The sequence below is a fragment of the Pseudooceanicola endophyticus genome (assembly GCF_018760365.1).
Classification (GTDB): Bacteria; Pseudomonadota; Alphaproteobacteria; order Rhodobacterales; family Rhodobacteraceae; genus Pseudooceanicola; species Pseudooceanicola endophyticus.
Genome location: NZ_JAHIAB010000021.1, coordinates 25,650 through 49,186, shown reverse-complemented (window position 1 = coordinate 49,186; position 23,537 = coordinate 25,650). Strand labels below are relative to the sequence as shown.

Annotated in this window: 23 protein-coding genes; 9 read left to right on the top strand and 14 right to left on the bottom strand. The window is 67.4% G+C overall.

Annotation, left to right across the window (positions count from 1 at the left end):
- Window positions 1–206: 206 nt before the first annotated feature.
- Window positions 207–1,577, bottom strand: coding sequence for an MFS transporter (locus KM176_RS23600; RefSeq protein ID WP_160895458.1), 1,371 nt, complete (start codon window positions 1,575–1,577; stop codon window positions 207–209).
- Between the two features lie 221 nt (window positions 1,578–1,798).
- Between KM176_RS23600 and KM176_RS23595 the strand changes: the two genes are divergently transcribed.
- Entirely contained in the window at window positions 1,799–2,953 is a 1,155-nt protein-coding gene (locus KM176_RS23595; protein WP_160895459.1) for a citrate synthase family protein, read from the top strand.
- 6 nt (window positions 2,954–2,959) lie between these two features.
- On the opposite strand, the gene KM176_RS23590 is transcribed toward KM176_RS23595, so the two are convergent.
- Entirely contained in the window at window positions 2,960–3,841 is an 882-nt protein-coding gene (locus tag KM176_RS23590; protein ID WP_160895460.1) for a LysR family transcriptional regulator, read from the bottom strand.
- Window positions 3,842–3,959: 118 nt separating this feature from the next.
- On the opposite strand from KM176_RS23590, the gene KM176_RS23585 reads away from it, so the two are divergent.
- The 8 genes from KM176_RS23585 to KM176_RS23550 all read left to right on the top strand — a co-directional run bounded on the left by KM176_RS23585 (window position 3,960) and on the right by KM176_RS23550 (window position 10,287).
- Window positions 3,960–5,009: an SDR family oxidoreductase gene (locus tag KM176_RS23585; RefSeq protein ID WP_160895461.1), complete on the top strand. Its 1,050-nt coding sequence runs from the start codon at window positions 3,960–3,962 to the stop codon at window positions 5,007–5,009.
- Window positions 5,006–5,554 (top strand): VOC family protein, encoded by a 549-nt coding sequence (locus KM176_RS23580; protein WP_160895462.1) that lies wholly within the window; start codon window positions 5,006–5,008, stop codon window positions 5,552–5,554. The genes KM176_RS23585 and KM176_RS23580 overlap by 4 nt, the downstream gene beginning before the upstream one ends.
- Window position 5,555: 1 nt before the next feature.
- Window positions 5,556–6,266 (top strand): SDR family oxidoreductase, encoded by a 711-nt coding sequence (locus KM176_RS23575; protein ID WP_160895463.1) that lies wholly within the window; start codon window positions 5,556–5,558, stop codon window positions 6,264–6,266.
- Window positions 6,267–6,291: 25 nt separating this feature from the next.
- Window positions 6,292–7,239: an aldo/keto reductase gene (locus KM176_RS23570; RefSeq protein WP_160895464.1), complete on the top strand. Its 948-nt coding sequence runs from the start codon at window positions 6,292–6,294 to the stop codon at window positions 7,237–7,239.
- Window positions 7,240–7,294: 55 nt separating this feature from the next.
- The gene (locus KM176_RS23565) at window positions 7,295–8,035 is read left to right on the top strand and encodes a sulfite exporter TauE/SafE family protein (RefSeq protein ID WP_160895465.1); all 741 of its coding nucleotides are present in this window, start codon (window positions 7,295–7,297) and stop codon (window positions 8,033–8,035) included.
- Between the two features lie 120 nt (window positions 8,036–8,155).
- Window positions 8,156–9,376 (top strand): zinc metallochaperone GTPase ZigA, encoded by a 1,221-nt coding sequence (zigA, locus tag KM176_RS23560; protein ID WP_160895466.1) that lies wholly within the window; start codon window positions 8,156–8,158, stop codon window positions 9,374–9,376.
- A complete protein-coding gene (locus KM176_RS23555; protein ID WP_160895467.1) occupies window positions 9,377–9,985 on the top strand; it encodes a DUF1826 domain-containing protein in 609 nt (202 codons plus the stop codon).
- Window positions 9,985–10,287, top strand: coding sequence for a DUF6525 family protein (locus KM176_RS23550; protein WP_160895468.1), 303 nt, complete (start codon window positions 9,985–9,987; stop codon window positions 10,285–10,287). The genes KM176_RS23555 and KM176_RS23550 overlap by 1 nt, the downstream gene beginning before the upstream one ends.
- A gap of 24 nt (window positions 10,288–10,311) precedes the next feature.
- On the opposite strand, the gene KM176_RS23545 is transcribed toward KM176_RS23550, so the two are convergent.
- From KM176_RS23545 to iolB, 12 genes are all read right to left on the bottom strand, one after another.
- Complete coding sequence (locus tag KM176_RS23545; protein WP_160895469.1) at window positions 10,312–12,138, bottom strand: dihydroxy-acid dehydratase; 1,827 nt, start codon at window positions 12,136–12,138, stop codon at window positions 10,312–10,314.
- A gap of 14 nt (window positions 12,139–12,152) precedes the next feature.
- Entirely contained in the window at window positions 12,153–13,598 is a 1,446-nt protein-coding gene (locus tag KM176_RS23540; protein WP_202397889.1) for an NAD-dependent succinate-semialdehyde dehydrogenase, read from the bottom strand.
- Between the two features lie 24 nt (window positions 13,599–13,622).
- Window positions 13,623–14,165, bottom strand: a complete 543-nt coding sequence (locus tag KM176_RS23535) for a TRAP transporter small permease (protein ID WP_160895470.1) — start codon at window positions 14,163–14,165, stop codon at window positions 13,623–13,625.
- A gap of 2 nt (window positions 14,166–14,167) precedes the next feature.
- The gene (locus KM176_RS23530) at window positions 14,168–15,454 is read right to left on the bottom strand and encodes a TRAP transporter large permease (protein WP_160895471.1); all 1,287 of its coding nucleotides are present in this window, start codon (window positions 15,452–15,454) and stop codon (window positions 14,168–14,170) included.
- Window positions 15,455–15,560: 106 nt separating this feature from the next.
- Window positions 15,561–16,589 carry a TRAP transporter substrate-binding protein gene (locus tag KM176_RS23525; protein WP_160895472.1) on the bottom strand — a complete coding sequence of 343 codons (1,029 nt, stop codon included), beginning with the start codon at window positions 16,587–16,589 and terminating at the stop codon, window positions 15,561–15,563.
- A gap of 58 nt (window positions 16,590–16,647) precedes the next feature.
- Window positions 16,648–17,478, bottom strand: a complete 831-nt coding sequence (locus tag KM176_RS23520; RefSeq protein ID WP_160895473.1) for a sugar phosphate isomerase/epimerase family protein — start codon at window positions 17,476–17,478, stop codon at window positions 16,648–16,650.
- A 51-nt stretch (window positions 17,479–17,529) separates the two neighbouring features.
- The gene (locus tag KM176_RS23515) at window positions 17,530–17,973 is read right to left on the bottom strand and encodes a GlcG/HbpS family heme-binding protein (RefSeq protein WP_160895474.1); all 444 of its coding nucleotides are present in this window, start codon (window positions 17,971–17,973) and stop codon (window positions 17,530–17,532) included.
- 1 nt (window position 17,974) lies between these two features.
- The gene (locus tag KM176_RS23510) at window positions 17,975–18,862 is read right to left on the bottom strand and encodes an NAD(P)-dependent oxidoreductase (protein ID WP_160895475.1); all 888 of its coding nucleotides are present in this window, start codon (window positions 18,860–18,862) and stop codon (window positions 17,975–17,977) included.
- Between the two features lie 79 nt (window positions 18,863–18,941).
- Entirely contained in the window at window positions 18,942–20,846 is a 1,905-nt protein-coding gene (locus tag KM176_RS23505) for a thiamine pyrophosphate-dependent enzyme (protein WP_160895476.1), read from the bottom strand.
- The gene (locus tag KM176_RS23500; RefSeq protein ID WP_160895477.1) at window positions 20,843–21,646 is read right to left on the bottom strand and encodes an IclR family transcriptional regulator; all 804 of its coding nucleotides are present in this window, start codon (window positions 21,644–21,646) and stop codon (window positions 20,843–20,845) included. The genes KM176_RS23505 and KM176_RS23500 overlap by 4 nt, the downstream gene beginning before the upstream one ends.
- 270 nt (window positions 21,647–21,916) lie before the next feature.
- Window positions 21,917–22,726, bottom strand: a complete 810-nt coding sequence (locus tag KM176_RS23495) for a TIM barrel protein (RefSeq protein WP_215558832.1) — start codon at window positions 22,724–22,726, stop codon at window positions 21,917–21,919.
- On the bottom strand, window positions 22,723–23,532 hold the full coding sequence (iolB, locus tag KM176_RS23490) for a 5-deoxy-glucuronate isomerase (protein ID WP_160895479.1): 810 nt from the start codon (window positions 23,530–23,532) through the stop codon (window positions 22,723–22,725). The genes KM176_RS23495 and iolB overlap by 4 nt, the downstream gene beginning before the upstream one ends.
- Window positions 23,533–23,537: the final 5 nt, after the last annotated feature.

The window sequence follows — 23,537 nt, the reverse complement described above, 5'->3', positions numbered from 1 at the left end:
ACGCCGATCACGGGCTTGTCGCGGAACTCTTCCTCCGAATAGCCCAGCTGCATCATCCGCGAACGGTGCCCGAAGCTGCGCAGGTCATCCGGAGAGAACCAGCGCCCGGAACGGAGATCCTGCGGGGATTTGCGGGACATGTCTTGACCTTTCTCTTGCTGCTGCGAAAGCCGCGTGCGGGCCGGCGGAGCGGCCCGCAGGGGGGATTATTTCGAGGCTTCGGGGGTCATCTCGACCCGTTCGATCTTGCCCATCACGAAGGCGAAGAGCAGCGCGGCCAGCAGGCAGTGCGCGGCCACGAAGTAGAGGCCGACGTTGTAGCCGCCGGTGGCCTGGACGATGTAGCCGAAGACGATCGGGGTCACGATGCCGCCGACGTTGCCGATGCAGTTGAAGACGGCGCCCGCCAGGCCCACGGCCTCTTTCGGAGCGGTGTCGCTGACCACGGCCCAGGTGCCCGAGCCCGCCGCAACGCCCTTGCCGAAGAAGGCAAAGCCCATCAGCACGACGATCAGCACGTTGCTTTCGGTGAAGGCCGCCAGGACGATGGCACAGCCCATCAGCATGCCGGTGACATAGGGCGTCTTGCGGCCCGCAGAGACCGACCAGCCGCGCCGGATCAGCGCATCCGAGATCGAGCCGCCGGTGATGCCGCCCAGGAAGCCGCAGATCGCCGGAACCATGGTCGAGATGCCGGCATCGAGGATGTTCATGCCGCGCGCCTGCACCAGGTAGATCGGGAACCAGGTGATGAAGAAGTAGCTGAGCGCGATGGTGCAGTACTGGCCGATATAGGCACACCACAGCATCCGGCTGGAAAGCAGCTGGCGGAAGGTGCTGACGGACAGCTTGGGCCGGGCCTTCAGCGAGGCATCGCTGTCGATGTCGACCATGGCGCCGCCCTCGATCATGTGCTCCAGCTCGGCTTCATTGACCCAGGGGTGTTCGCGCGGGGTGCGCATCATGGTGAACCAGACCACCGCCAGCACCACGCCAAGCGCGCCCAGGGCGAAGAACGGCGCCGGCCAGTTGAAGATCGACACCAGCCAGCCCGCCAGCGGCGAGAAGATCGCGACGGCGAAGTAGGAGGCCGAGGCAAAGAGCGAGGTCGCAAGGCCCCGTTCACCCTTCGGGAACCACATCACCGCGATGCGCCCGTTCGCCGGGAAGCTCGGCGCTTCGATGATGCCAAGGGCGAAGCGCAGCGCGAAAAGCAGGCCAAGCGCGATGGACAGGTTCGTCGTGACCTCGCCGATCAGGCCCACGAGGAAGGTGGCGACGGACCACAGGACCAGCGCCGTGCCGTAGATGGCCTTGGTGCCGAAACGGTCCAGCAGGATGCCGCCCGGGACTTGCCCGATCACATAGGCCCAGCTGAAGGCCGACAGGATGTAGCCCAGCTGGATCGGCGACAGGCCGAACTCGGCCTTGATGCCGGGCCCGGCGATCGACAGGATCGCGCGGTCGGCATAGGCGACGGTGGCCAGCGCCAGGATCAGCGCGAGCATCGTGTAACGTGTGCGTGTGGGCCGTTCGACCGCAGACACCAGCCCCTCGCTTGGTGACGATACGCTCATGGAATTCCTCCCGTTCATGCAGCGCGGTCCTCCGACCGCGGTTTCCTCCTGATGACCGGCAAAAGGCCCCGCCCTGCGCCGCATGCCTTCAACAGGGGCGGGCCGGTCCGGTGGTGCTGATCATGTCTCGAACTCGGTCACCTCATCTCCTCACGAGGTGACATGTGGAGGAAGCTGATATATGAGTGATACAACCGTCAACATTGATTAATATAATCAACATGGAAAAGTGGCTCAGTCAGGAAGAGGCCAGCGAGGCCCTGGGGGTGCGGCGACAGACGCTTTATGCCTATGTCAGCCGCGGCCTGATCGAGGTCCGCCCGGACCCGGAGCGCAACAACCGCAACCAGTATCGTGGCGAGGACATCGAGGCGATGATCCGGCGTCAGAAGATGGGGCGCGGGCGCCGGAAAATCGCCGAAAGCACAATGTCCTGGGGCGAGCCGATCATCACGACGCGGATCTCGACCATCACCCATGGGCGGCTGTTCTACCGGGGCCGCGAGGCCGTTGCGCTCTCCCATGAGGCGAGCCTGGAAGAGGTCGCGGGCCTGCTCTGGGAAGCCGAGGAGATCCCCCATTTTCCGACCCTTCCCGCGCTCGGCGATCCTCCGCCGGGGCGGGCGCGCAGTTATGCCGCACTGGCCATCGCAACCGCCGAAGCGATGCCCTCGCACTCTCTCGCGCCGGTGATTCTGATGCGCGACTCTGCCCGGCTGGTGGGGCTTCTGGCCAGCCACATGGCCGATCTGCCTGCCGCAGAGGCACCGCTGCACCTGCGTCTGGCCCAGGCCTGGGGCTGTGCGGAGAAGGCCGACCTGATCCGCCGCGCGCTGGTCCTGCTGGCCGATCAGGAGCTGACCAGCTCGGCCTTCGCGGCGCGGGTCACCGTCTCGACCGGGGCCTCGCTGGCGGCGGCGGCGATGGCGGGGATCGCGGCGCTCTCGGGGCCGATGCATGGCGATGCCACCCGCCGCGTGCAGCTGGTGGTGGAGGATGCGCTGCGCTCCTCTCCGGAAACCGCGCTGCAACGCTGGATGGCGACCGGCAGCGCCCTGCCCGGCTTCGGCCACAAGCTTTACCCCGAAGGCGACCCCCGCGCCGCCTCGCTTCTGGCGACCTTCACCCCCCCGCCAGAGATCAGCGCCCTGATCACGCTGGTGCGCGCCCGCACCGGGCAGGAGCCCACGATCGACGTCGCGCTGGCGGCGCTGGCCAGCCATTGCGCCCTGCCCGGGGACGCCGCCTATGCGCTGTTTGCCATCGGGCGCAGCGTCGGCTGGATGGCCCATGCCATCGAGCAGATCACCGCCGGCACCCTGATCCGCCCCCGCGCCCAGTACATCGGCCCCGAGATCGCCCGCGCCGAGGCCTGATCGCGCTCAGGCCAGGTTCTCGCCCAGGAAATCCACCAGCATCCGCACCCGGCGCACATCATGCGAGCGGATCGGAGTCACCGCGTAGATATTGGTGGAATCGCTCAGGTAATCGTCCAGAACCGTCTCAAGCTGGCCATTTGCCAGTTCCTCGTCGATGTCGAAGCTGGATTTCATGATCACCCCGGCGCCGGCCACCGCCCAGCGGCGCAGGGTCTCTCCGTCATTGACGCGGCGATTTCCGGCCACCCGAACGCGCAGCGGCGAGCTGCCGTCCCGGAAGTTCCAGAAGGACTGGTAGGCCGAGGGGGTGCCCAGCACGAGGCAGGCGTGATCGGCCAGCTCCTTGGGGTGGCGGGGGCGACCATGCCGATCCCAGTAGGCAGGCGCGGCACAGACGCATTTGCGCCCCCGCATCAGCAGCCGGGCGCGCAGGTCCGAATCCGGCAGCGGCCCGGTGCGGATGCCGATGTCAAAGCCGCCCTCCACCAGATCCACCATGGCATCGCTGAAATACAGCTGCACCGTCACCCCGGGATGCAGCGCCAGGAAATCCCCGATCAGCGGCGATATCCGGCGGCGCCCGAAATCGTTGGTGGCCGTCATCCGGATCTCTCCGGTCAGTGGCCCCTCGTCGGAAAAGCCGCTCATCAGCTCGTCCACCGACCCCAGAAGCATCCGGCAGCGGTTCAGGAACAGCTCTCCGTCATGGGTCAGCGACAGCTGCCGGGTTGATCGCAGCACAAGCTGCGTGCCCAGCCGTTCCTCCAGCCGCTGCAGCCCCAGCGTGACCGTCGAGGGCGCGACCCCCCAGGTCCGCGCCACCGCCGAAAGGCTGCCCGCCTCGGCGATCGCCACGAAAAGCCGCATGGTGCGCAGGTCGTCCATTATTCGATTCCACTGAACAGTCTTGTGAAACTTCTCTTTATTTCCTTTCTCCACCGAACGCTATCTGGTCCCGGCATTGGGGGCCGCACCCGGCCCCGACGACATTTCAGGAGTTTCCATGTCCCGACACCATGCCCTTGTCGCAGGCGGTCTGGGCGTCATTGGCCGCAGCCTGGCGACGCATCTCGCCGATGAGCTGGGCTGGCAGGTCACCGCGATCTCGCGCCGGACGCCCGATTTCGAGACCTCCGCGCGCTACCTTTCCGTCGACCTTCAGGATCCGGAGGGCGCCAGGGCCGCCCTGAAACAGGCCGGTCCCTTCAGCCACGTCTTCTTTGCCGCCTACCAGGAACATGCCGACCCGGAAACCCAGGTCGCGGCCAACCTCGAGATGCTGCGCAATTGCGTGGAGGCCGCCGAGGCCGCCTCTCCGGCGCTGGAGCGGGTCGTGCTGTTCGAGGGGGCGAAATACTACGGCGCGCATCTGGGCGCCTTCCCCACACCCGCGCATGAGGACGACCCCCGTGTCATGCCGCCGATGTTCTACTACGATCAGGAGGACTGGCTGGCCGAACGCGCCGCGCAAAGCCCCTGGGATCATGTGGTGATGCGCCCCGACGTGGTCTGCGGCTTTGCCATCGGCAACCCGATGAACCTTGCCATGGTCATCGCCGTCTATGCCGCCATCTGCAAGGAACTGGGCCTGCCGCTGCGCTTCCCGGGCTCTGCCACCTGCTATGGCAAGCTGGCGCAGCTGACCGATGCGGCGCAGCTGGCACGCGGCTCGGCCTGGGCGGCAACCGAAGGGGCCTCTGGCACCGCCTACAACCTGACCAACGGCGACATCTTCCGCTGGAACCACCTCTGGAAACGCATCGCCGCGCATCTTGAGATGGACGCCGCCGAACCGATGCCGATCTCTCTGACGCAGATGATGGCCGACAAGGGCCCGCTGTGGGAGCGCATGAAGCAGAAATACGATCTGGTCGATGTCCCGTTCGAGAAGGTCGCGGCCTGGGGCTTTGGCGACTTCATCTTCAACTGCGACTGGGACGTGATCAGCTCCACCACCCGGATCCGCCAGGCGGGCTTTGGCGATGTGGTCGACAGCGAAGAGATGATCCTGCGCCTGATCGACGATTTCCGCGCCCGAAAGGTCATCCCATGAGCAATCCCCGCAATTTCCGCGGCATTGAGCACATCGGCCTGACCGTGCCTGACCATGACGAGGCCGTGCGCTTCTTCACCCGCGTCTTCGGCGCCGAGGTGCTCTATTCGCTGACCGACAAGCGCCGCGATCCCCTGCCCGGCGCTCAGCTGGCGCCGAAGAACGGGCTGGACGCAGAACGCGCGATCACCGCCGTCTCCATGCTGCGCCTTCAGAACGGCCCCAACCTTGAGATCTTCGAGATCGACCAGCCCCGGGGCACGGGCGAGACCAATATCGCCGCGCTCGGGATCAGCCATTTCAGCCTGACGGTCGAGGATATCGACGCCGCCGCCCGCGCCTTCGCCGCCGAGGGCGGGCGCCTGCTGGAAGGCCCCTACGGGCTGACCGATCAGGAAGAGGGGCCCGGCAACCGGGGCCACTTCGGGCGCACCCCCTGGGGCCTGCTGATCGAGTTCGAGGCCTTCGGATCCCCCATGCGCTACGACCATCCGGGCACCGACGGACGCTGGCTGCCCCAGCCCAACCAGGAAGAGGACGCCTGACATGCGCCTAGAAAACAAGACCCTCCTCGTGCTGGGCGGATCCTCCGGGATCGGCTTCGGCGTTGCCCGCGCCGCCCTGGACGAGGGCGCAACCGTCACCATCGCCTCGCGCTCGGCCGAGAACGTCGCCGCCGCCGTCGACCGGCTGGAGGGCCGCGCCACCGGCGTCACGCTCGACACCGGCGATGCGGCGGGGCTCGAGGCGCATTTCGACGCCGCCGGCCCCTATGATCACGTCTTCTGCTCTGCCGCGCGCACCAAGGTCGCCGCCGTGCGCGAGCTGTCGCTGGAAGACGCCTATGCCGCCTTCAACTCCAAGTTCTGGGGCGCCTACCGGCTGGCGCGCGCCGCGAAGATCCGCGAGGGCGGCTCTCTTACCCTGACCTCGGGCTTCCTGTCGATCCGCCCGAAACCCGGCGCCGCCATCCAGGGTGCGATCAACGCGGGCCTTGAGGGGCTGACGCGGGGCCTGGCGCTGGAATTTGCGCCCGTGCGGGTCAACTGCGTCTCTCCGGGTCTCGTGAAGACCGAGATGTACGACACCCTCGAAGGCGACGGGCGCAAGGCGATGTTCGACGGTGCCGCCCAGAAGCTGCCGGCGGGCCTGGTCGGCCTGCCCGAACATATCGCCATCCAGGCGCTGGCCTTCATGACCAATCCCTACATGACCGGCTCCACCGTCTTCGTCGAAGGCGGCGGGGCGCTGGTCTGATCTTTCACAGCAAGGAACCGATCCGATGAACAGGAAAACCCTTGGCACCACCGGCTTCGACATTGCCCCGATCGTCTTCGGCGGCAACGTGCTGGGCTGGACCACCGACGAGGCCGAAAGCTTCCGCGTGCTGGACGCCTTCGTCGACCACGGCTTCGACACCATCGACACCGCCGATGTCTACTCGGCCTGGGTCGAGGGCAATTCGGGCGGTGAATCCGAAACCATGCTGGGCAAATGGTTCGCCGCGCGTCCGGGGATGCGCGACAAGGTGAAGGTCTTCACCAAGGTCGGCTCTGACATGGGCGGCCCGGGCGAAAAGGGCCTGTCCGAAGCCTGGATCCTGAAGGCGGTCGAAAAGTCGCTGACCCGCATGGGCACCGATGCGATCGACCTCTATTTCTCGCACTGGCCCGATGCTTCCGTCACCCATGCCGAGACGCTGGGCGCCTACGACAAGCTGCTGAAGGCCGGCAAGATCCGCGCCATCGGGGCCTCCAACTACGATGCCGCGCTGCTGAAGGCCGCGCTTGAAACCTCTGCCGCAGAGGGGCTGCCCGCCTATCAGGTGATCCAGCCGGAATACAACCTTTACGACCGGGCCGCTTTCGACGGTGAGCTGCGCGACATCTGCATGCGCAACAACATCGGCGTGGTGACCTATTTCTCGCTCGCCTCCGGGTTCCTGTCGGGCAAGTATCGCAGCGCCGCCGACCTCGAGGGCCGCAAGCGCGCCGACATGGTCGAGAAATACCTGACCGAACGCGGGATGCGCCTGCTCGACGTGCTGGAAGACGTGGCCGCCGCCCACAAGGCCGCCCCCGCCGAGGTCGCCCTGGCCTGGCTGATCGGCCGCGAGGGCGTCACCGCCCCCATCGCCAGCGCCACCTCCGTCGCCCAGGTCGAAAGCTTCGCCCGTGCCGCCGCGCTCAAGCTCTCGGCCGAGGACATGGCCCGGCTGACCGACGCCTGACGGTCCCGGCCCCGTTGCCCTGACCGGCAGCGGGGCCCCGCCCAAGGACATTCCCGTGACCGATACCTTTCTTCTGATCTTCGCGGCGCTGATCGTCGGGGCCTCCAAGGGGGGCCTTGCGTCGGCGGCGGCCATCGCCGTGCCGATGCTGGCGCTGTTCATGAACCCCGTGAAGGCGGCGGCGACACTGCTGCCGGTCTACATCGTCACCGACTGGATCGGCGTCTGGCTGTACCGCCGGGATTTCTCCGCGCGCAACATCTGGATCCTGACCCCCTCGATCCTGTTCGGCGTCGCCATTGCCACGGTGATCACCCCCTACACGCCGGAACCGGCGCTGCTGATCTTCACCGGGCTGATCGGCGTGTGGTACTGCGGCCGCGCCTGGCTGGGCCGCGCCAGCACCGAAAAGACCGAGGCCCGCGTCGCCCCCGGCATCTTCTGGGGCACGCTGACCGGCATCGCCAGCTTCATCACCCATTCCGGTGCCCCGCCCTCTCAGGCCTACCTGCTGCCCCAGAAGCTGGGCAAGCTGGAGTTCGCCGGCACCATCGCCATCAGCTTTGCCGTCGGCAATCTGGTGAAACTGCCCGCCTACTATGCCATCGGCCAGCTTGACGGGCTGAACTGGGGGCTGATCGCCGGGCTGGCACTGGCCGGCATCATCGGCACCATCGGCGGGCGCGCCCTGACCAAGGTCCTGCCCGAGCACACCTATGTGCGGATGATCCAGGTCATGCTGCTGATCCTGTCGGTGATCCTGCTGGCCCGCGGCGGCGCCCAGATCATCGCCTGATCCCCGCCCGTGCTGCCGCGACGTCGACGGCGCGGGCTTTCCGCATCGGGGGGCTTGCGGAGTTTTTTTCCGCCGGGTACGTTATAGTATAACATTACACACCCTCTCACGGAGACAGACATGCCCCGCACGGATACCCGCCTTCCCGTCACCGTCCTTTCGGGTTTCCTCGGCGCCGGGAAGACCACCCTGCTGAACGCCGTCCTCAACAACCGCGAAGGGCGCCGGGTGGCGGTCATCGTCAACGACATGTCGGAGGTCAACATCGACGCCGACCTGGTGCGCGACGGCGGTGCCGACCTGAGCCAGACCGAGGAAAAGCTGGTCGAAATGACCAATGGCTGCATCTGCTGCACCCTGCGCGACGACCTGCTGAGCGAGGTGCGCCGCCTCGCCGAGGAAAGGCGTTTCGACTACCTCCTGATCGAGAGCACCGGCATCGCAGAGCCGCTGCCCGTCGCCGCCACCTTCGATTTCCGCGACGAATTCGGCGACAGCCTGTCCGATGTCGCGCGCCTGGATACCATGGTGACGGTGGTCGACACGGTGAACATGCTGAAGGACTACTCCAGCCATGATTTCCTGCGCGACCGGGGCGAATCCCTGGGCGAGGAAGACGAGCGCACCATCGTGGATCTGCTGGTCGACCAGGTGGAATTCGCCGATGTGGTGGTTCTGAACAAGGTTTCCGATGCCGGCCCCGTGCAGCTTGAGGCGGCGCGGCGCATCGTCACCGCACTGAACCCCGATGCCCGCATCATCGAGACCGATCATGCCCGCGTCGATCCCGCCGAGATCCTCGATACCGGGCTCTTCGATTTCGAGACCGCCCATGAACATCCGCTCTGGGCGAAAGAGCTCTACGGCTTTGCCGACCACGTTCCCGAGACCGAGGAATACGGTGTCACCTCCTTCGTCTACCGGGCCCGCCGCCCCTTCCACCCGCAGCGCATCCATGACGTGCTGAATGCCGACCTCCCCGGGGTGATCCGTGCCAAGGGGCATTTCTGGATCGCCACCCGCCCCGACTGGCTGGCGGAATTCTCGCTTGCCGGGGCGCTCAGCTCGGTGCGCCCGCTCGGCCAGTGGTGGGCCAGCGTCCCCGAGGAGCGCCGCCCCACCCATCCCCAGGGGCGCGCCTACCTCGCGCAGCACTGGCAGGAACCCTATGGCGATCGCCGCCAGGAGCTGGTCTTCATCGGCGCCGGAATGGACCGCGCGGCGCTGACCGCCGCCCTCGATGCCGCGCTTGTCGAAGAGGAGAACCGCTTCGAGCCCGCGCTCTGGGCCGACCTGCCCGATCCCTTCCCCGGCTGGCGCCGCGCGCCGCAGGCGGCCTGAATGCGCGATCTTCCCATGTCCTGCATTCAGGTCGCCGAGGGCTCCGATCCCGAGATCCTGTCGCAGATCCGCAGCCCCGGCACCGCCGCCGCAATCTGGCAGCGCGAGGCCCCCGCCCTGACCCGCTGGCTGGACGGGCTTCCGCCCGGGCAGCTGCCCAGCCTGCGCCGCCGGCTGGTCCCAGCCGAGGTGCCCGCCGCGCTGGAAGACGCCTGCACCGAAAGTGCCATGCCGCAGACCCCGGGCCGGCAATCGCTGATCGCCGACATCACCGCCCGGGCCGGCCAGTTCGCCCGGCTGATGCGGGTCCCGGCGGTCCGGCTGCGGCTCGACGTGCTGGCCGGCGATGCCTGCACGCGGTTCCACCTGGACAACGTGCCGGCGCGCCTTCTGTGCACCTATCGCGGCAGCGGCACCGAATACGGTCTGGCCGCGCCCGGTGGTCAGCCCGTCGAAATCCGGCAGCTGCAACCGGGCTGGGTCGGGCTGTTCCGGGGGCTGAGCTGGCCGGCAGAGCCGCAGCCCGGCCTGCTGCACCGCTCGCCACCGATTTCGGGCAGCGGCCAGACCCGGCTGCTGCTGGTCATCGACGTGGCCGGAGACGATTGATGGCCCGACGCACCCACCGAGGCGCCAACCTCAGCACCAGCCTGCGACGGCGCCGCGTCGGCGACCCGATGGCCGCCTATGACCGGTTGCCGCCGGATCTGCGGCGCTGGCTGGCCGGTGCGGCCCTGCCCTGGTCTGCGGCCTCGGCGCTGCGGGCCTGGCAGAAGGCGCTTCGGACCTGCGGCGGGGATTGCCGCGCCGCAGGCCGTCATCTCAGCCGGATCGAACAGCTCCGGCTCGGGCGCGATGCCGCCCGGGTCTGGGGGCCCGCCCATCCCGCCGCCTCAGGTCCCGGAGCCTGAACGCGGCAGGATCCCGGGGGCCGGTCACCTCCCCACTACGACCGGCCCCCGGACAGGGGCATCCGCGGCGCTCTCCCCCGCCGGCGCGGCTTCGGCCCTTTCGACCGGCACGTCGGCAGCCGCCCCGGGCGTCCCATGGCTGCAGGGATCATCCAGCAGGAAGCCGAAATCGCAGCCATCCTCGGCCTGAAGGATCTCCTTGCTGTAAAGCTTGTCGTAGCCGCGCGTGCCATGGTGACGGGTGTCGGGGGTAAGCGCGCGGCGCTTCTCCAGCTCGGCCTCCGATACCAGCAGCTCGATCTCGCGTTTCTCGACGCTCAGGCGGATGCGGTCGCCCGAACGCACCAGCCCGATCGGCCCGCCCGAGGCCGCATCCGGAGAGACATGCAGCACGATGGTCCCATAGGCGGTGCCGCTCATCCTGGCATCCGAGATCCGGATCATGTCCTTCACCCCGGCGCGGGCCAGCTTCTTGGGGATCGGCAGGTAGCCTGCCTCGGGCATCGCCGCCGCGCTGGTCGGACCGGCGTTCTGCAACAGCAGGATGTCGTCGGCGGTCACATCCAGATCCGGATCGTCGATCCGCGCCGCCAGATCCTCCAGCGAGGTGAAGACGACCACCCGCGCCTCGGTCTCGAACAGCGCCGGATCGGCGGCCGAGCGTTTCAGGATCGCCCCCTTCGGCGCGAGGTTGCCGTAAAGCGCCACCAGACCGCCGTTCACCCGCACCGGCTGTTCGGCTGCGGCGATGACATTGCGGTCGACCCAGGGGTCGGCATTCTCGATCCGGTCGCCGATGGTTTCTCCGGTCACCGTCACCGCATCAAGGTGCAGCAGGTGACGCAGTTCGCGCATCACCGCCGGGATACCGCCGGCATAATGCAGATCCTCCATGTAGAACTGTCCGGTGGGCTTCAGATCCACCAGAACCGGCGTGCGGTCGGAAATCTCGTTCAGCTTCTTCAGATCCAGCTTCAGCCCGACGCGCCCCGCGATGGCCGCCAGATGCAGCACCGCGTTGGTCGACCCGCCAAGCGCCAGCAGCACCGTCACGGCATTCTCCAGCGCCTGCTGGGTCAGGATGGATCGCGGACGACGCTCGGATCCGATCAGCTGCACCGCCAGGCGCCCGGTCTCCTCGGCCATGCGCAGGCGGTCGGCGCTGACGGCGGGGATCGCCGCGCCATAGGCCGGCATCATGCCCATCGCCTCGGTCAGGCTGGCCATGGTCGAGGCCGTGCCCATCACCGCGCAGGTCCCCGCAGTCGAGGCCAGCTTGCGCTCGACCACGTTGATCTCCTCCTCCTCGATCTGGCCGGAGCGGAACTGCTGCCAGAAGCGGCGGCAATCGGTGCAGGCGCCCAGGCGATGTTCCTTGTGGCGCCCGGTCGACATCGGCCCCGCCACCAGTTGCACCGCCGGCAGGTTCGCCGACATCGCCCCCATCAGCTGCGCCGGCACCGTCTTGTCGCAGCCCCCCAGCAGCACGACGGAATCCATCGGCTGGGCGCGCACCATCTCTTCCACATCCATCGACATCAGGTTGCGGAACTTCAGCGAGGTCGGCGAAACGAAGACCTCTCCCAGCGAAATCGTCGGAAAGTCGAGCGGCAGGGCCCCGGCGGCGATCACGCCACGCTTCACCGCCTCGATCATCTCGGGGAAATGCCGGTGGCAGTTGTTGAAGCCCGAGCCCGACTGGGCGATGCCGACGATGGGCCGGTCCAGCATCTCGCGCGAATAGCCCATCGAGCTGGCGAAGGAGCGGCGGAGATATTTCGAAAAGGCCTCGTCGCCGTAGTTGGTCAGGCCGCGCGCAATGCCCTGCGCTTCGGGTTTCTTGTCCGTCATCTGCTCTCTCCTCCTCAGCTGTAGCGGTATTTCACGTATTTCGGTTCCAGGTATTCGAGGACGCCCAGCTGGCCGCCCTCGCGGCCCATGCCGCTGTCCTTGATGCCGCCGAAAGGCGCCTCGGCAGTGGCCAGAAGCATGTCGTTGACGCCGATCATCCCGGCCTCCAGCGCCTGGGCGGCGCGGTTCGCCACCGACAGCCGGTCCGAGAAGACATAGGCGGCCAGGCCGAAGGGCAGCGCATTGGCGCGCGCGACCGCCTCGTCGAAACTGCTGAAGGTGGTGATCGGGGCGACCGGGCCGAAGGGTTCCTCGGACATGATGCGGGCGGCGTCGGGGACGCGGCCCAGCACGGTCGGTTCGATGTAGAAGCCACGGTTCTGGCCCTGGGGCACGCCGCCGCCCGCCAGCACCTCGGCGCCGCAGGTTTTCGCGTCGGCGATCAGCTCCAGCACCCGGTCGCGGCCCCGCGCATTGGCCATCGGCCCGAAGGTGACCCCCTCGTCCAGGCCGCGCCCGATCCGCGCCTCGGCGGCGGTGCGGGCCATGGCATTTGCGAAGGGTTCATAGGCGTCCTCGTGGACATAGAAGCGCGAGGGCGAGATGCAGACCTGCCCGGCATTGCGGAACTTGGTGCGCGCGCAAAGCGTGCCCACCGCATCGGCATCGACCTCCGGGAAGACCAGAACGGGGGCATGGCCGCCCAGCTCCATCGAGACCTTCTTGAGGCCGCGCGCGCTTTGCTCGGCCAGCAGCCGCCCCACCGGCACCGAGCCCGTGAGCGACACCTTGCGGATCAGCGGCGCGGCGATCAGGTGGGCCGAGATCATCGCCGGATCCCCCGTCACCACGTTCAGCACGCCCGCGGGCAGCCCGGCCTCGGCGGCGCATTCGGCGATGTGGAACATCGAAGAGGGTGCCTCTTCCGAGGGTTTCACCACGATCGGGCAGCCGGCGGCCAGCGCGGGGGCCACCTTGCGCGCCGGCAGCAGCGCCGGGAAGTTCCAGGCGGTGAAGGCGGCGACGGGCCCCACGGGATCATAGCGCACGTCCAGCACCACGTCGGCCTCGCGGCCCTTCAGGGAATGGCCGAAGATGCGGCGGGCCTCGTCGGCGTACCAGTCGAACTGGTCGATGGCGGCCTGCCATTCGCCCTTCGCCTCGGCCAGGGGTTTGCCGGTTTCCTCGCTCATGTCATGGGCGGCCAGATCGGCGCGGGCGGCCATCTGGCGGGCAATGGCGCGCAGGATCGCGCTGCGCTGCCAGCCCGGCGTGGTGCGCCAGCCGGCATTGGCCCGGGCCATCGCCGTCAGCGCGCGGTCCAGATCATCCGCCCCCGCGCGGGGCACGGAGCCGATCGGGTCCTCGGTCGCGGGGTCGATCACCTCGACCCGCGCGCCGCTCAGTGCGGGCTGCCAGTCGCCGCCGATGAAAAGGCCGGTGCGGTCATAGATCGTCATGGTCTGTCCTTTCCGCTGTGGGGGTCAGAGATGTTCGGGAACGGCACGGTCGGCCCGGCTTTTCGCCAGCGCCTCGCCACTGCGGGCCTTGACGGCGATCAGGATCGCCCCGGCCAGCCCCAGCAGGCTGTAGACCGCCATCACCGCGCCCGCCGCCGGGATCGCGCCGTAGTAGATCACCATGTCGATCTGCATGAAGGCGGTCACTTCGCGGCTCATGGCGGTGAAGCTGCTGCCGACCTGAACCAGCATGATGGCGAAGGCCAGCATGATGCCCTGGATCAGCACCTCGGCGGGGCGCGCCAGCGCCGGCAGCTTGTCGGTGATCACCTCGACCCGGTACAGCGCGCCTTCGCGCCACAGTGCAACGGTGCCCAGCAGGATCATCCAGATCGTCGAAAGCTCGACAATCTCGTCATAGGCGGCGAAGGGGATCTCCAGCGTACGGGCGATGACCCGCAGCAGCAGGAGGGAGAACAGCACCACCATGCACAGGATGACCCCATAGCGGGTAACACGGGCGACAAGGCGGTCGACGAAGCCGAGAACGGAGAACAAGGTTTGCATGATCAGAACCCGAAGAGTGCGGGGACCCACATCACGAGGCCCGGGAAGAAGGTGATGAGCAGCAGCACGACGATCAGGCCCAGAAGGTAGATCCAGATTTCCCGGACCACTTCCAGCAGATCGACATGGGCCACCTGGCTGACGGTATAGAGACACAGGCCCACCGGCGGCGTGATCAGGCCGATCATCAGGTTCAGCACCATGATCACCCCGAAATGCACCGGATCGACGCCCAGTTTCATGATGACGGGCAGCAGCATCGGCATGCAGATGACCATCACCGCGATGCCCTCGATGAACATGCCGAGGATCAGCAGGATCGCGTTGATCATCAGCAGCACCACCCAGGGCGTCGTCGAAAGGCCCAGCAGGGTCTCGACCACGGCGTTGGGCACCTGCTGCTGCACCAGCACCCAGGAAAACGGCGCGGCGGCGGCCATGATGAACAGCACCTGCACCGCCTGGCGCCCCGAGGTCCAAAGAACCTCCGGAAGGTCCGTGATCTTCAGTTCCTTGTAGACGAAGATCCCGATGAAGGCGGCATAGGCGGCGGCGATGACGGCGGCCTCGGTCGGCGTGACGAAGCCCAGCAGAAGCCCGCCCACCACGAAAAGCGGCATCGCCAGCGCCGGCAGCGCCTGGACGATGGTGCGCAGGCTTTCCTTCAGCCCCGGGCGTTCGGTGATCCGCGGCAGACCCTTGGCGCGGGCGGTCAGCGCGACGATGACCATCATCGAGATCCCCATCAGAAGGCCCGGCAGGATGCCCGCCAGGAACAGCGCCCCGACCGAGACATTGGCGAGGCTGCCGTAGATCACGAAGGGGATCGAGGGCGGCACCACCGGCCCGATGGTCGAGGAGGCGGCGGTGATCGCGGCGGCGAAGCCCGGCTTGTAGCCCGCGTCCCGCATCGCCTTCACCTCGACCACGCCGAGACCGGCGCTGTCGGCCACCGCCGATCCGGACATGCCGGAAAACAGCATGGAGCCCACGACGTTGACATGCCCCAGCCCGCCCCGCACCCGGCCCACGAAGACCTGGGCGGTGTGGAAGATCCGGTGCGTCATGCCGCCGGTGTTCATCAGGTTGCCGGCCAGGATGAAGAACGGAATGGCCAGCAGCGAGAACGAGGTCATGCCGGTGTAGAAGCGCTGGATGAAGATGGTGAGCAGGTCCGCCCCTGCCGCCCACCACATGGTCCCGGCGGCCAGCATGGCCAGTGCGACCGCGATCGGCAGACCGATCAGGATCAGCATTACCAGGGACGACATGATGACGATGATGCTCATGGTCGTGGACTTTCTGAATGGGTTTCGGCCGGGAGTGCGGCAGGCCCCTGCCCGCCGCACCCTTTGGGTCTCCCGAAGGGCCTGGATCAGCCCTTCGGGCCCGGGGTCAGACCTTCTGGCGGGCCGCGTCGACGTAGCCCATCCATTCCTCCCAGGTCTTGTCACCGATGCGTTCGCGCATGGCATCCCAGGCCGGGCCCATCTTGGCGCGGAAGGGGGCGGGATCGGGGCGGGTGATGGTCACGCCGTCCTCTTCCATGGCGACCAGCATCTGCTCCTCGTTGGCGACCACGGCCTCCTGGGCCCATTTGCCGGCCTTCAGCGCCTCTTCCGAGATCACCGCCTGCACATCGGGCGACAGGCCCTTCCAGATCCGCGGGTTCCCCACCAGCATGAAGGAGGTGTAGATGTGCCGGGTCGTGGCGATGTGCTTCTGCACCTCATAGAACTTGTTGGCGTAATCGACCGAAACGGGATTGTCCTGTCCATCGACCACACCGCTGGACAGCGCCAGATACAGCTCGTCGAAGGCGATGGTCTGGGTATTGGCGCCAAGCGCATCGAAGGTCGCCTTGATCGACAGCTCCGGAGGCACCCGCAGCTTCAGCCCGGCGATGTCCTCGGGGGTGTTGACCGGGCGCCGGCTGTTCGACAGGGCCCGGAAGCCATATTCGAAATTCGCGATCCAGTGCAGCTTGTTGCGTTCGAAGAACGTGTTCAGCCAGCCCTGCGCGGTGCCCCCCAGCACGCGGTGGACATGGGCGTAATCGTCGAACTGGTAGGGGATCTGGATGACGCTGGCGGTGGCATCCTGGCTTTCGATGTTGGGCGGGTTGAACATCACCAGGTCCAGCGCCCCCATCTGCGCCTGTTTCACCATGTCCGGCGGAGAGCCGAGCGCGGCATTGGGGAAGACGCTGATCTTCACCTCGCCATCGGTGCGCTCGGCGATGGCCGCCGCCATCTGTTCCACCGCCTGGTAGGTCGGGTGGGTCTGGCCCAGCTGGTGGCCCAGCTTCAGGTTGACGCCGCCGGCACGGGCCGCGCGGGGCCGGTAGCCAAGCGCCCCGGTGGCCAGCGCGATGGTGCCAGCGCCCTGCATAAAGGTCCTGCGGTTCAGGTTGAGCTTCTTCATGGTTTTCCTCCCTTGGAACCGGACCGCTCCTCTTCGGTCCGGGAAACGCGATTACTTGTTACGAAACGGCTGCCTGGCGCGCCTCCTGTTGCAGCCGCCGGATGTCGGCCAGCCCGTCCTTCAGCACCTGCGAAGGGCTGCGGGCATCGCCGACGAACCAGTGGCTTTCATGTTCGATGGAGACCGGACCGGCATAGCCGCCCGCATCCAGCGCCCCGAACATGGAAGCCAGGTCGATCTCGCCCGTCCCGATGGGGACGAAGCGGAAGGTCTCGGACGTGCCGGTCACGTCCTTGAGGTGCATGTGCACCACATGCGGGACCAGGCGGGTCGCGGCTTCGGCCACGTCGTCGCCCATGGGTTTCAGATGCGAGGGGTCGAAGTTGATCTTCAACCCCGGCGCCGCCGCGATGGCCTCCAGCGCCGTGCGCCAGGTGCCGATCTGGCGCCCGACGATGGGTTCAAGCGCCAGCGTCAGATCGCGCCGTGCTGCCGCCTCCACCGCGCGGGCCAGTTCCTCGTGCAGGGCCGTCACGGTGGTCTCCTCGCCGGGGATCACATGCACCAGGGGGATGCCCAGATCCACCGCGCGCTCCATCATCGCCTCGCCCCACAGCCGCGCGGCATCGCGGCGGTCGGCGTCGCGGGATCCGAAGTCGCGGTGGTGGATGCAGAGCGCCGAATAGGGCCCCATCCCCGCCAGCGCGTCGATCTCCGACACCGGCGTATCCAGGCCGATATGCGCCGGCCCCCAGGGCAGCAGCTCTGCGTTCAGCTCGGCCATGTCGTAGCCGTGGTCGCGGATCATCCGGACCGCCTCGCGCACCGGAAGGTCCGAGAGCAGCCCGGAATGGAACGAGGTCGGTCGGGTCGCGGTCTGGGTCATCATCTCACCTCCTGCGGGATGCGGCGGGGGGCGGTCCGGCCCCCCGCCGGCGGATCACTCGAACAGCTTCAGCGCTTCGGTGGTGATCTCGGTATCGCCGGTCCAGTGCCCGCCCGAGCTGCCGATCGCCCCCGCGACCTGGCCGTCGATGACGATGGGCTGGCCCCCGCCGAAGGTCATCAGCCGATGCACGACGCCCGGCGCGCCGATGCGCAGCGGTTCGTCATTGGCCATGATCTCCTGCCACTTGTGGGTGGCGATATGCGACACGGCGGCGGTATAGGCCTTGTCGATGGCGATCTGGGCGGCGGCCGGGTTGGCGGCATCCATCCGGGAAAACGCGACCAGGAAGCCGCCGTCATCGACCACCGCGATGGCCACCGTCTTGCCGATCTTCTCGGCATGGGCCATGGCGCGGGCGATCAGCTCTTCCGCCGCCACCTTGGTGACCACCGGCTTGCTGCGGGCATAGCTGCGCGGGCTCAGGTCCTCGGGCATCTCAGGCGCTCCTTTTCTGCGGCGCGGGGGCATAGGTCGCCGCCGAGAAGTCAAGCCGCTCCTGCATCGCCGCCTTCATCAGCTGCGAGGAGGTCGCGGTCAGCGGCAGTTCGATCCCCGCCTCGCGGCCCACCACGACCGAGTTGAAGAGGTCCTTGTCGAACATCCGGAACAGCGCATCGGTGCCCGAAAGCGGGTGGTTGTGCAGCAGCCGGTCGTAGTTGCCCCACATCTGAGCGACCCAGCTGTCGGCGGTGGTGTCGGTGGCAAAATCGGCCAGCTTCTTCTCTTCCAGGCCCAGGGCCCGGGCCAGGCGCATCGACTCGATCGCCGCCATCCAGTTGCCGAAGGTCATCATCTGGATCGCCAGCTTGGCGCCTGCCCCGGCGCCGCGCGGCCCCATGTGCTCGGTCCGGCGCGAGATCGCGTCAAAATAGTCGGCGTTGACTTCCAGATCCTTCGGATCGCCGCCGCACATGATCGCCAGGTCGCCTTCCCGGGCCCGCAGATCCCCGCCCGAGACCTGGGCATCGACCAGCTTCAGCCCGCGGGCATCGGTTTCCTCGCCAAGCGCCAGGATGGTTTCGGGCATCACCGTGGAATGCACGATGAAGGTCGTCCCGGGGCGCGCCACCTCCAGCAGCCCGCCGGGGCTGCGGAACAGGCCGTTCAGCTGCTTGTCGTTCACCACGGCCACGCCGATGGTGTCGCAGGTGGCGGTCAGCTCGGCATTGCTTTCGGCAAAGCTGGCGCCCGCGCCCAGGCATTCCGCCGCCTGGTCCTTGTTGAGGTCGCGGACCATGACGCCCAGACCTGCGCGCAGCAGCGACAGCACGATGGGCGTGCCGATATTGCCGACGCCGACGAACCCTACGGTTCTCTTTTCCATGATTTCCTCCTCTGGTGCGGGCCTCTCCTGCCCGCCTTGGTTGGTCTCGGGGTCCCGGACGGCCGCGCCGCCGCGGGGCTCAGAGGGATTGCTTCATCCAGCGGGACTGGACGTCATCGACCCAGTTGCCGACATTCCAGGAGCCCCAGCTGCCCATCCCGGCGCGGGGATCCTCGCCGCTGTAGACGGGGACATGCAGAACGCTGAGGCCGGGGTGGGCATGGCCCTTCTGAAGGGCGGCGCGCAGGCTTTCCGGCGTGCCCTCCACCGTGATCGGCAGCACCCCCTGCACGGCGCCGGCCATCTGGGCATAATCCACCGCCACCGCATCGTTGGTGCGGAAGTCCTTGCCGTACTGCGCCAGCTGGAGCGAACTGATGGCGGCCATGCGGCGGTTGTCGAAGATCACCACCATGCCGCGCAGCCCATGCTCGACCGCGTCGATCAGCACCTGCGGGTTCATCATGAAAGACCCGTCGCCGGTGAAGGCGATGACATATTCCGGGCGGTCCGCCAGCGCCGAGGCCAGGATGCCGCTGGCGGCAAAGCCCATGTAGCTGGCGCCGGTCTCGGTATAGGTGCGCCCCGAGGCCGCGTCCTCGACGATCTGGAAACCGTTGGCCTGCACGTCCCCGGCGTCGAAATACTTCACCGCTCCGATGTCGCGGGCAAAGCTGTCGACGATGCCGATGGCGGCGGGCTGGGCCAGCACGTCGCGCTGCCACACCGTGTCGCGCAGCGGCGGCAGGGCCAGGCGCTCGGCCTTGTAGCCCAGCCATTCCTTCTTCTTGGCGGCGCAGGCTTCCAGCCAGGCGGCCTTGTCGGGGCTTTGCGGCAGGGCCTTCAGCGCGGCGATCAGACGGCGGCTGACCGCGCCCAGATCGCCCACCAGCGACACCGTGTTGTTGTAATGCAGCGCATCCGCCCAGTCGCCGTTGAGGTTCACCACCTCGCGCACCTTGGGATAGCCAGTGCCCGAGCAATCGGCCTGACAGACCGCACGGCTGCCCGCGACGATCAGCAGCTCGGCCTGCTGCATGGCGTAATTCCCGCTGAGCGACCCCTTGGAGCCCCCCACGTGCATGTTGAGCGGATCGGCATCATCCAGCACCCCGGTCGAGCCCGGCGAGAGCACCACCGCCGCACCGGCAGCCTGGGCCAGTGCCCGGATCTCGGCATCAAAGCCCCGGGTGCCGCCGCCGGCCTTCATCACCACCTTGCCGGTGCGGGCAATCTGCTCGGCGGCGCGGGTGATCATCGCATCGGCTTCGGGCGAGAGCGCCTCGGCGCACGGGCGTTCGGGCAGACTGTCGAGATTGAAGCTGGCCTTCGCGGGCTGGGTGTTGATCGGCAGGTGCAGGAAGAACGGCCCGGCCTTGATCGGGTCATGCACCCGGCGCGAGCCGCGCCGCATCGCCTCGCGCAGCGCCTGAGGCGTGTGCAGCATGTAGCTTTGCCCCATCAGCGCGGTCATGCGGGCGTAAAGCTCCTGCTCGGGCTTGGGGATCTGCTGCATGTTGTAGCCCTCCCCGTAGGTCGTCTCGTCGCCGTAGATGTGCCAGACGCCCACCCCGTTCGACGCCGCCGCCAGCGATCCCGCCATGGCCTGAAGCGCGCCGGGACCGATCGAAGTGATCAGCGCCGGCGTTTCCCCGTACTGCCAGGCCAGGGCGGTGGCAGCATGGGCCATCTCGACCTCGTTGCGGAAGTTGAAGGTGCGGGTGACGCCCTCGGCCTCGTAGATGCGCAGCACCTCGCCCAGGTCGGTCGAGCCATGGCCGAAGATCGCCAGGTATTTCCGCGTGCCCTGCTTCAGCAGCGCCAGCACCAGCGCCTCGGACAGGGTCAGTTCCACGGTGGTGGGCAGGGCGCCGGTGGCCAGCGCCTCGGCAAAGCCGCCCGACTGGGCGATGGCGGCGGCGCGGGCCTGCGCCCCCTTGATGCCCGGCAGGCGGACGGATTTGGAGAATTCCTGGATGTTCATTGGGAGATCCCCTCGGGCTTGTCCAACGGCGTTAGGGAAAGCGTCCGGCCGGCGGCCATGACTTCGCGACGGACGAGATCGAGATGCTCTTCGGTCGCACGGTTGATCGGGGTCGAGGCAGAGATCGAAGCGATGATCCGCCCCGTCACGTCGCGCACGGCAGCCCCGATGCAGACGACGTAAAGCTGGAATTCCTCGCGGTCCTCGGAATGGCCGCAGGCTCGCACACCATCGAGTTCCTTCAGAAGCACCTCGATGTCGGTGCAGGTATTGGTGGTGAAGCGCCGCATCCCGTGCAGGGCGCTCAGGCGGCGGACCTCTGCATCGGGCATCCCCGAAAGCAGGATCTTCCCCGTCGCCGTGGCGTGCAGCGCATGTGACTTTCCGATCGTGCCGCCATCGACGCGCAGCGCGTGCAGCGCCTTGCGCTTCATCAGCGTGATCATCTCGTCACCTTCCAGAACCGCCAGGTGCACGGCCTCTTCCGTGGCCTGGTTCAGCGCCTCAAGCACCGCCTTGGCGCGGCCCGGAAGCTCGGTCTTGACGTTGACCGCCTCCGCCAGGATGACGATCTGCGATCCCAGCATGTAGCGGCCCCGGCCGGTCCCCGGGCGGACGTAGTTGCGCGCCATCAGGGTCTTGATGATGTGATGGCAGGTCGAGGGATTAAGCTCCATCGCCTCGCTGATCTCGGCCAGCGTCACCTCGCCTCTCAGCCGGGCCATGACCTCGAGGATGGCGAGGGCGCGGTCCACCGACTGTATCAGCTTGTCTCCCTGCGCCGGTCTGGCGTCTGTCATTTCGCGGTTCATCGGCTCCTCCTGAGGGCAGGTTCGGGCAGATGACGGCGTCGGACCATATATTTTTCACATTGTGCCGCGCTTTTCACAGGAGGAAATCCGAGGCTGAAACAGCAGGGATTCGCGCCATTGCAAGGAGAATCTTAACGAATTTTCACCCTTAATTCGCGATTCGCCCATAGGTGAGTGTAGACTGCACGCAACAACTGAAAGCAAAACGCCGCCCCGCCGCAAGGGCGGAACGGCGTTCGAACGGTCGCAGCGACGGGATCAGGCCGACAGCCGCGTTTCGATAAAGCGGAACGACTCGTCGATGGCCGCCGCCGGGTCGGGATGGGTCTGTACCGCGCCCGCCGTGCACTCAAAGGAATAGGCGCCCTCATAGCCCCCCGCCCGCAAGGCGGCGATCTGCTCCAGCGTGTCGCAGCGATCCCCCGCGTCGACCAGGATGCGATGGGCGTCCTGGCGTTCGTCCAGCGCCACGCCGGGCTCCGAAAGGCCCGACAGATGCACCATGCCGGTCCAGGGCGCAAAGACCTCGGTCTCTCCGGCGATGCAGTGCTGGAAGGTGTCGTGCAGCAGCAGGATCTTCCCGGTGGCGCCGGTGGCCTCCAGCGCCTCGACCAGCTCCGCCTTGTGGCGCAGCGAGGATTTCGAGAAGCCGATGGGCTCGATCAGCGGCACCACGCTGCGCCCCTCCAGCATCGCCAGCACCTCGCGGATCACGTCGCGCAGCACCTGTTGGCGCAGACCGTCCTCGCAGCCGCCGCCATCGACGCGCGGGATCAGGCTGACGGTCTCCGCCCCCGAGGCCTGGGCGGTGTCGATCAGCGCCTGCACATGGGCGGCACGGATCTCGGACCAGTCGTTGAAGGGGTAGACCTCGCTCAGCCCGAGCAGGCGCAGACCGCGCGCGCGCACCATGGCGCCCGCCTCCTCCGGCGCGAGGCCGTCGAAGAAGGGCCGCCCCAGATCATCACGCGCCTCGATGCCGGTGCAGCCCAGCTGCTGCGCCAGATCCAGGAAGGCCGCAAAGGGAAGCTCCGGCGCGGTCTTCTGGTTCAGCGCCCGGGCGATCATTTCGCGTCCCGCTCCATGATCCATTCGACCTCGGGCGCGGCGACGAAGCGCCATTTGCGCAAGGGCCCGGCCATGACGTTCAGATAGTACATCTCGAAGCCATAGGGGGCGCCGCAGGGATGATGGCCGCGCGGCACGCAGACCACATCGCCATCGGCCACGGCCATGGTTTCATCCAGCAGCCCGTCATCGGTATAGACCCGCTGGATTCCGAAGCCGTTGCCCGGGTTCAGCCGGTGATAATAGGTCTCTTCCAGGTAGGTGATGCGGGGGAAGTCATCCTCGTCATGGCGGTGGCTGGGGTAACTGGACCAGTGGCCCGCGGGCGTGAAGACCTCGGTCACCAGCAGGCTGTCGCAGTAATCCTCGTTCTCCATGGCGATATTGTTGATGTAGCGGGTGTTCACCCCCTTGCCGCGCTCGGTCAGGGTGATCCCCTCGGGCCCGATCCGGCGCGCGCCATGGCCGCCCTTTCCGGGGGCCGAACAGACCGCGATGGTGCAGTCGGTCGTCGCCTCGGCGCGCCAGTCGGTGCCGTTCGGCACGTAAAGCGAATGCGGCGGCGTCTTCTCGAAAACGTTCATCCGCTCGCCCAGCTCGCCCCAGTCCTGCCCGGCGGCGGTGATCTTCGCCTTGCCCTCGACCATCACCAGGATGACTTCACGTTCGCCGGTGACCTCGGCCGCGGTGTCGCCCGGACGCAACCGGTAGAGCGAAAAGCCCACGTAGCGCCAGCCCGCACTTTCGGGGGTGATGCGATGCACTTCGCCGTGGCTGCCAAAGGGTTTCTTCAGAAGATGGCTCATCTCGG

Coding starts and splice junctions, on each gene's coding strand:
- KM176_RS23600 (WP_160895458.1), bottom strand. CDS start 1,577: ATGAGCGTATCGTCACCAAGCGAGGGGCTGGTGTCTGCGGTCGAACGG.
- KM176_RS23595 (WP_160895459.1), top strand. CDS start 1,799: ATGGAAAAGTGGCTCAGTCAGGAAGAGGCCAGCGAGGCCCTGGGGGTG.
- KM176_RS23590 (WP_160895460.1), bottom strand. CDS start 3,841: ATGGACGACCTGCGCACCATGCGGCTTTTCGTGGCGATCGCCGAGGCG.
- KM176_RS23585 (WP_160895461.1), top strand. CDS start 3,960: ATGTCCCGACACCATGCCCTTGTCGCAGGCGGTCTGGGCGTCATTGGC.
- KM176_RS23580 (WP_160895462.1), top strand. CDS start 5,006: ATGAGCAATCCCCGCAATTTCCGCGGCATTGAGCACATCGGCCTGACC.
- KM176_RS23575 (WP_160895463.1), top strand. CDS start 5,556: ATGCGCCTAGAAAACAAGACCCTCCTCGTGCTGGGCGGATCCTCCGGG.
- KM176_RS23570 (WP_160895464.1), top strand. CDS start 6,292: ATGAACAGGAAAACCCTTGGCACCACCGGCTTCGACATTGCCCCGATC.
- zigA (WP_160895466.1), top strand. CDS start 8,156: ATGCCCCGCACGGATACCCGCCTTCCCGTCACCGTCCTTTCGGGTTTC.
- KM176_RS23555 (WP_160895467.1), top strand. CDS start 9,377: ATGCGCGATCTTCCCATGTCCTGCATTCAGGTCGCCGAGGGCTCCGAT.
- KM176_RS23550 (WP_160895468.1), top strand. CDS start 9,985: ATGGCCCGACGCACCCACCGAGGCGCCAACCTCAGCACCAGCCTGCGA.
- KM176_RS23545 (WP_160895469.1), bottom strand. CDS start 12,138: ATGACGGACAAGAAACCCGAAGCGCAGGGCATTGCGCGCGGCCTGACC.
- KM176_RS23540 (WP_202397889.1), bottom strand. CDS start 13,598: ATGACGATCTATGACCGCACCGGCCTTTTCATCGGCGGCGACTGGCAG.
- KM176_RS23535 (WP_160895470.1), bottom strand. CDS start 14,165: ATGCAAACCTTGTTCTCCGTTCTCGGCTTCGTCGACCGCCTTGTCGCC.
- KM176_RS23530 (WP_160895471.1), bottom strand. CDS start 15,454: ATGAGCATCATCGTCATCATGTCGTCCCTGGTAATGCTGATCCTGATC.
- KM176_RS23525 (WP_160895472.1), bottom strand. CDS start 16,589: ATGAAGAAGCTCAACCTGAACCGCAGGACCTTTATGCAGGGCGCTGGC.
- KM176_RS23520 (WP_160895473.1), bottom strand. CDS start 17,478: ATGATGACCCAGACCGCGACCCGACCGACCTCGTTCCATTCCGGGCTG.
- KM176_RS23515 (WP_160895474.1), bottom strand. CDS start 17,973: ATGCCCGAGGACCTGAGCCCGCGCAGCTATGCCCGCAGCAAGCCGGTG.
- KM176_RS23510 (WP_160895475.1), bottom strand. CDS start 18,862: ATGGAAAAGAGAACCGTAGGGTTCGTCGGCGTCGGCAATATCGGCACG.
- KM176_RS23505 (WP_160895476.1), bottom strand. CDS start 20,846: ATGAACATCCAGGAATTCTCCAAATCCGTCCGCCTGCCGGGCATCAAG.
- KM176_RS23500 (WP_160895477.1), bottom strand. CDS start 21,646: ATGACAGACGCCAGACCGGCGCAGGGAGACAAGCTGATACAGTCGGTG.
- KM176_RS23495 (WP_215558832.1), bottom strand. CDS start 22,726: ATGATCGCCCGGGCGCTGAACCAGAAGACCGCGCCGGAGCTTCCCTTT.
- iolB (WP_160895479.1), bottom strand. CDS start 23,532: ATGAGCCATCTTCTGAAGAAACCCTTTGGCAGCCACGGCGAAGTGCAT.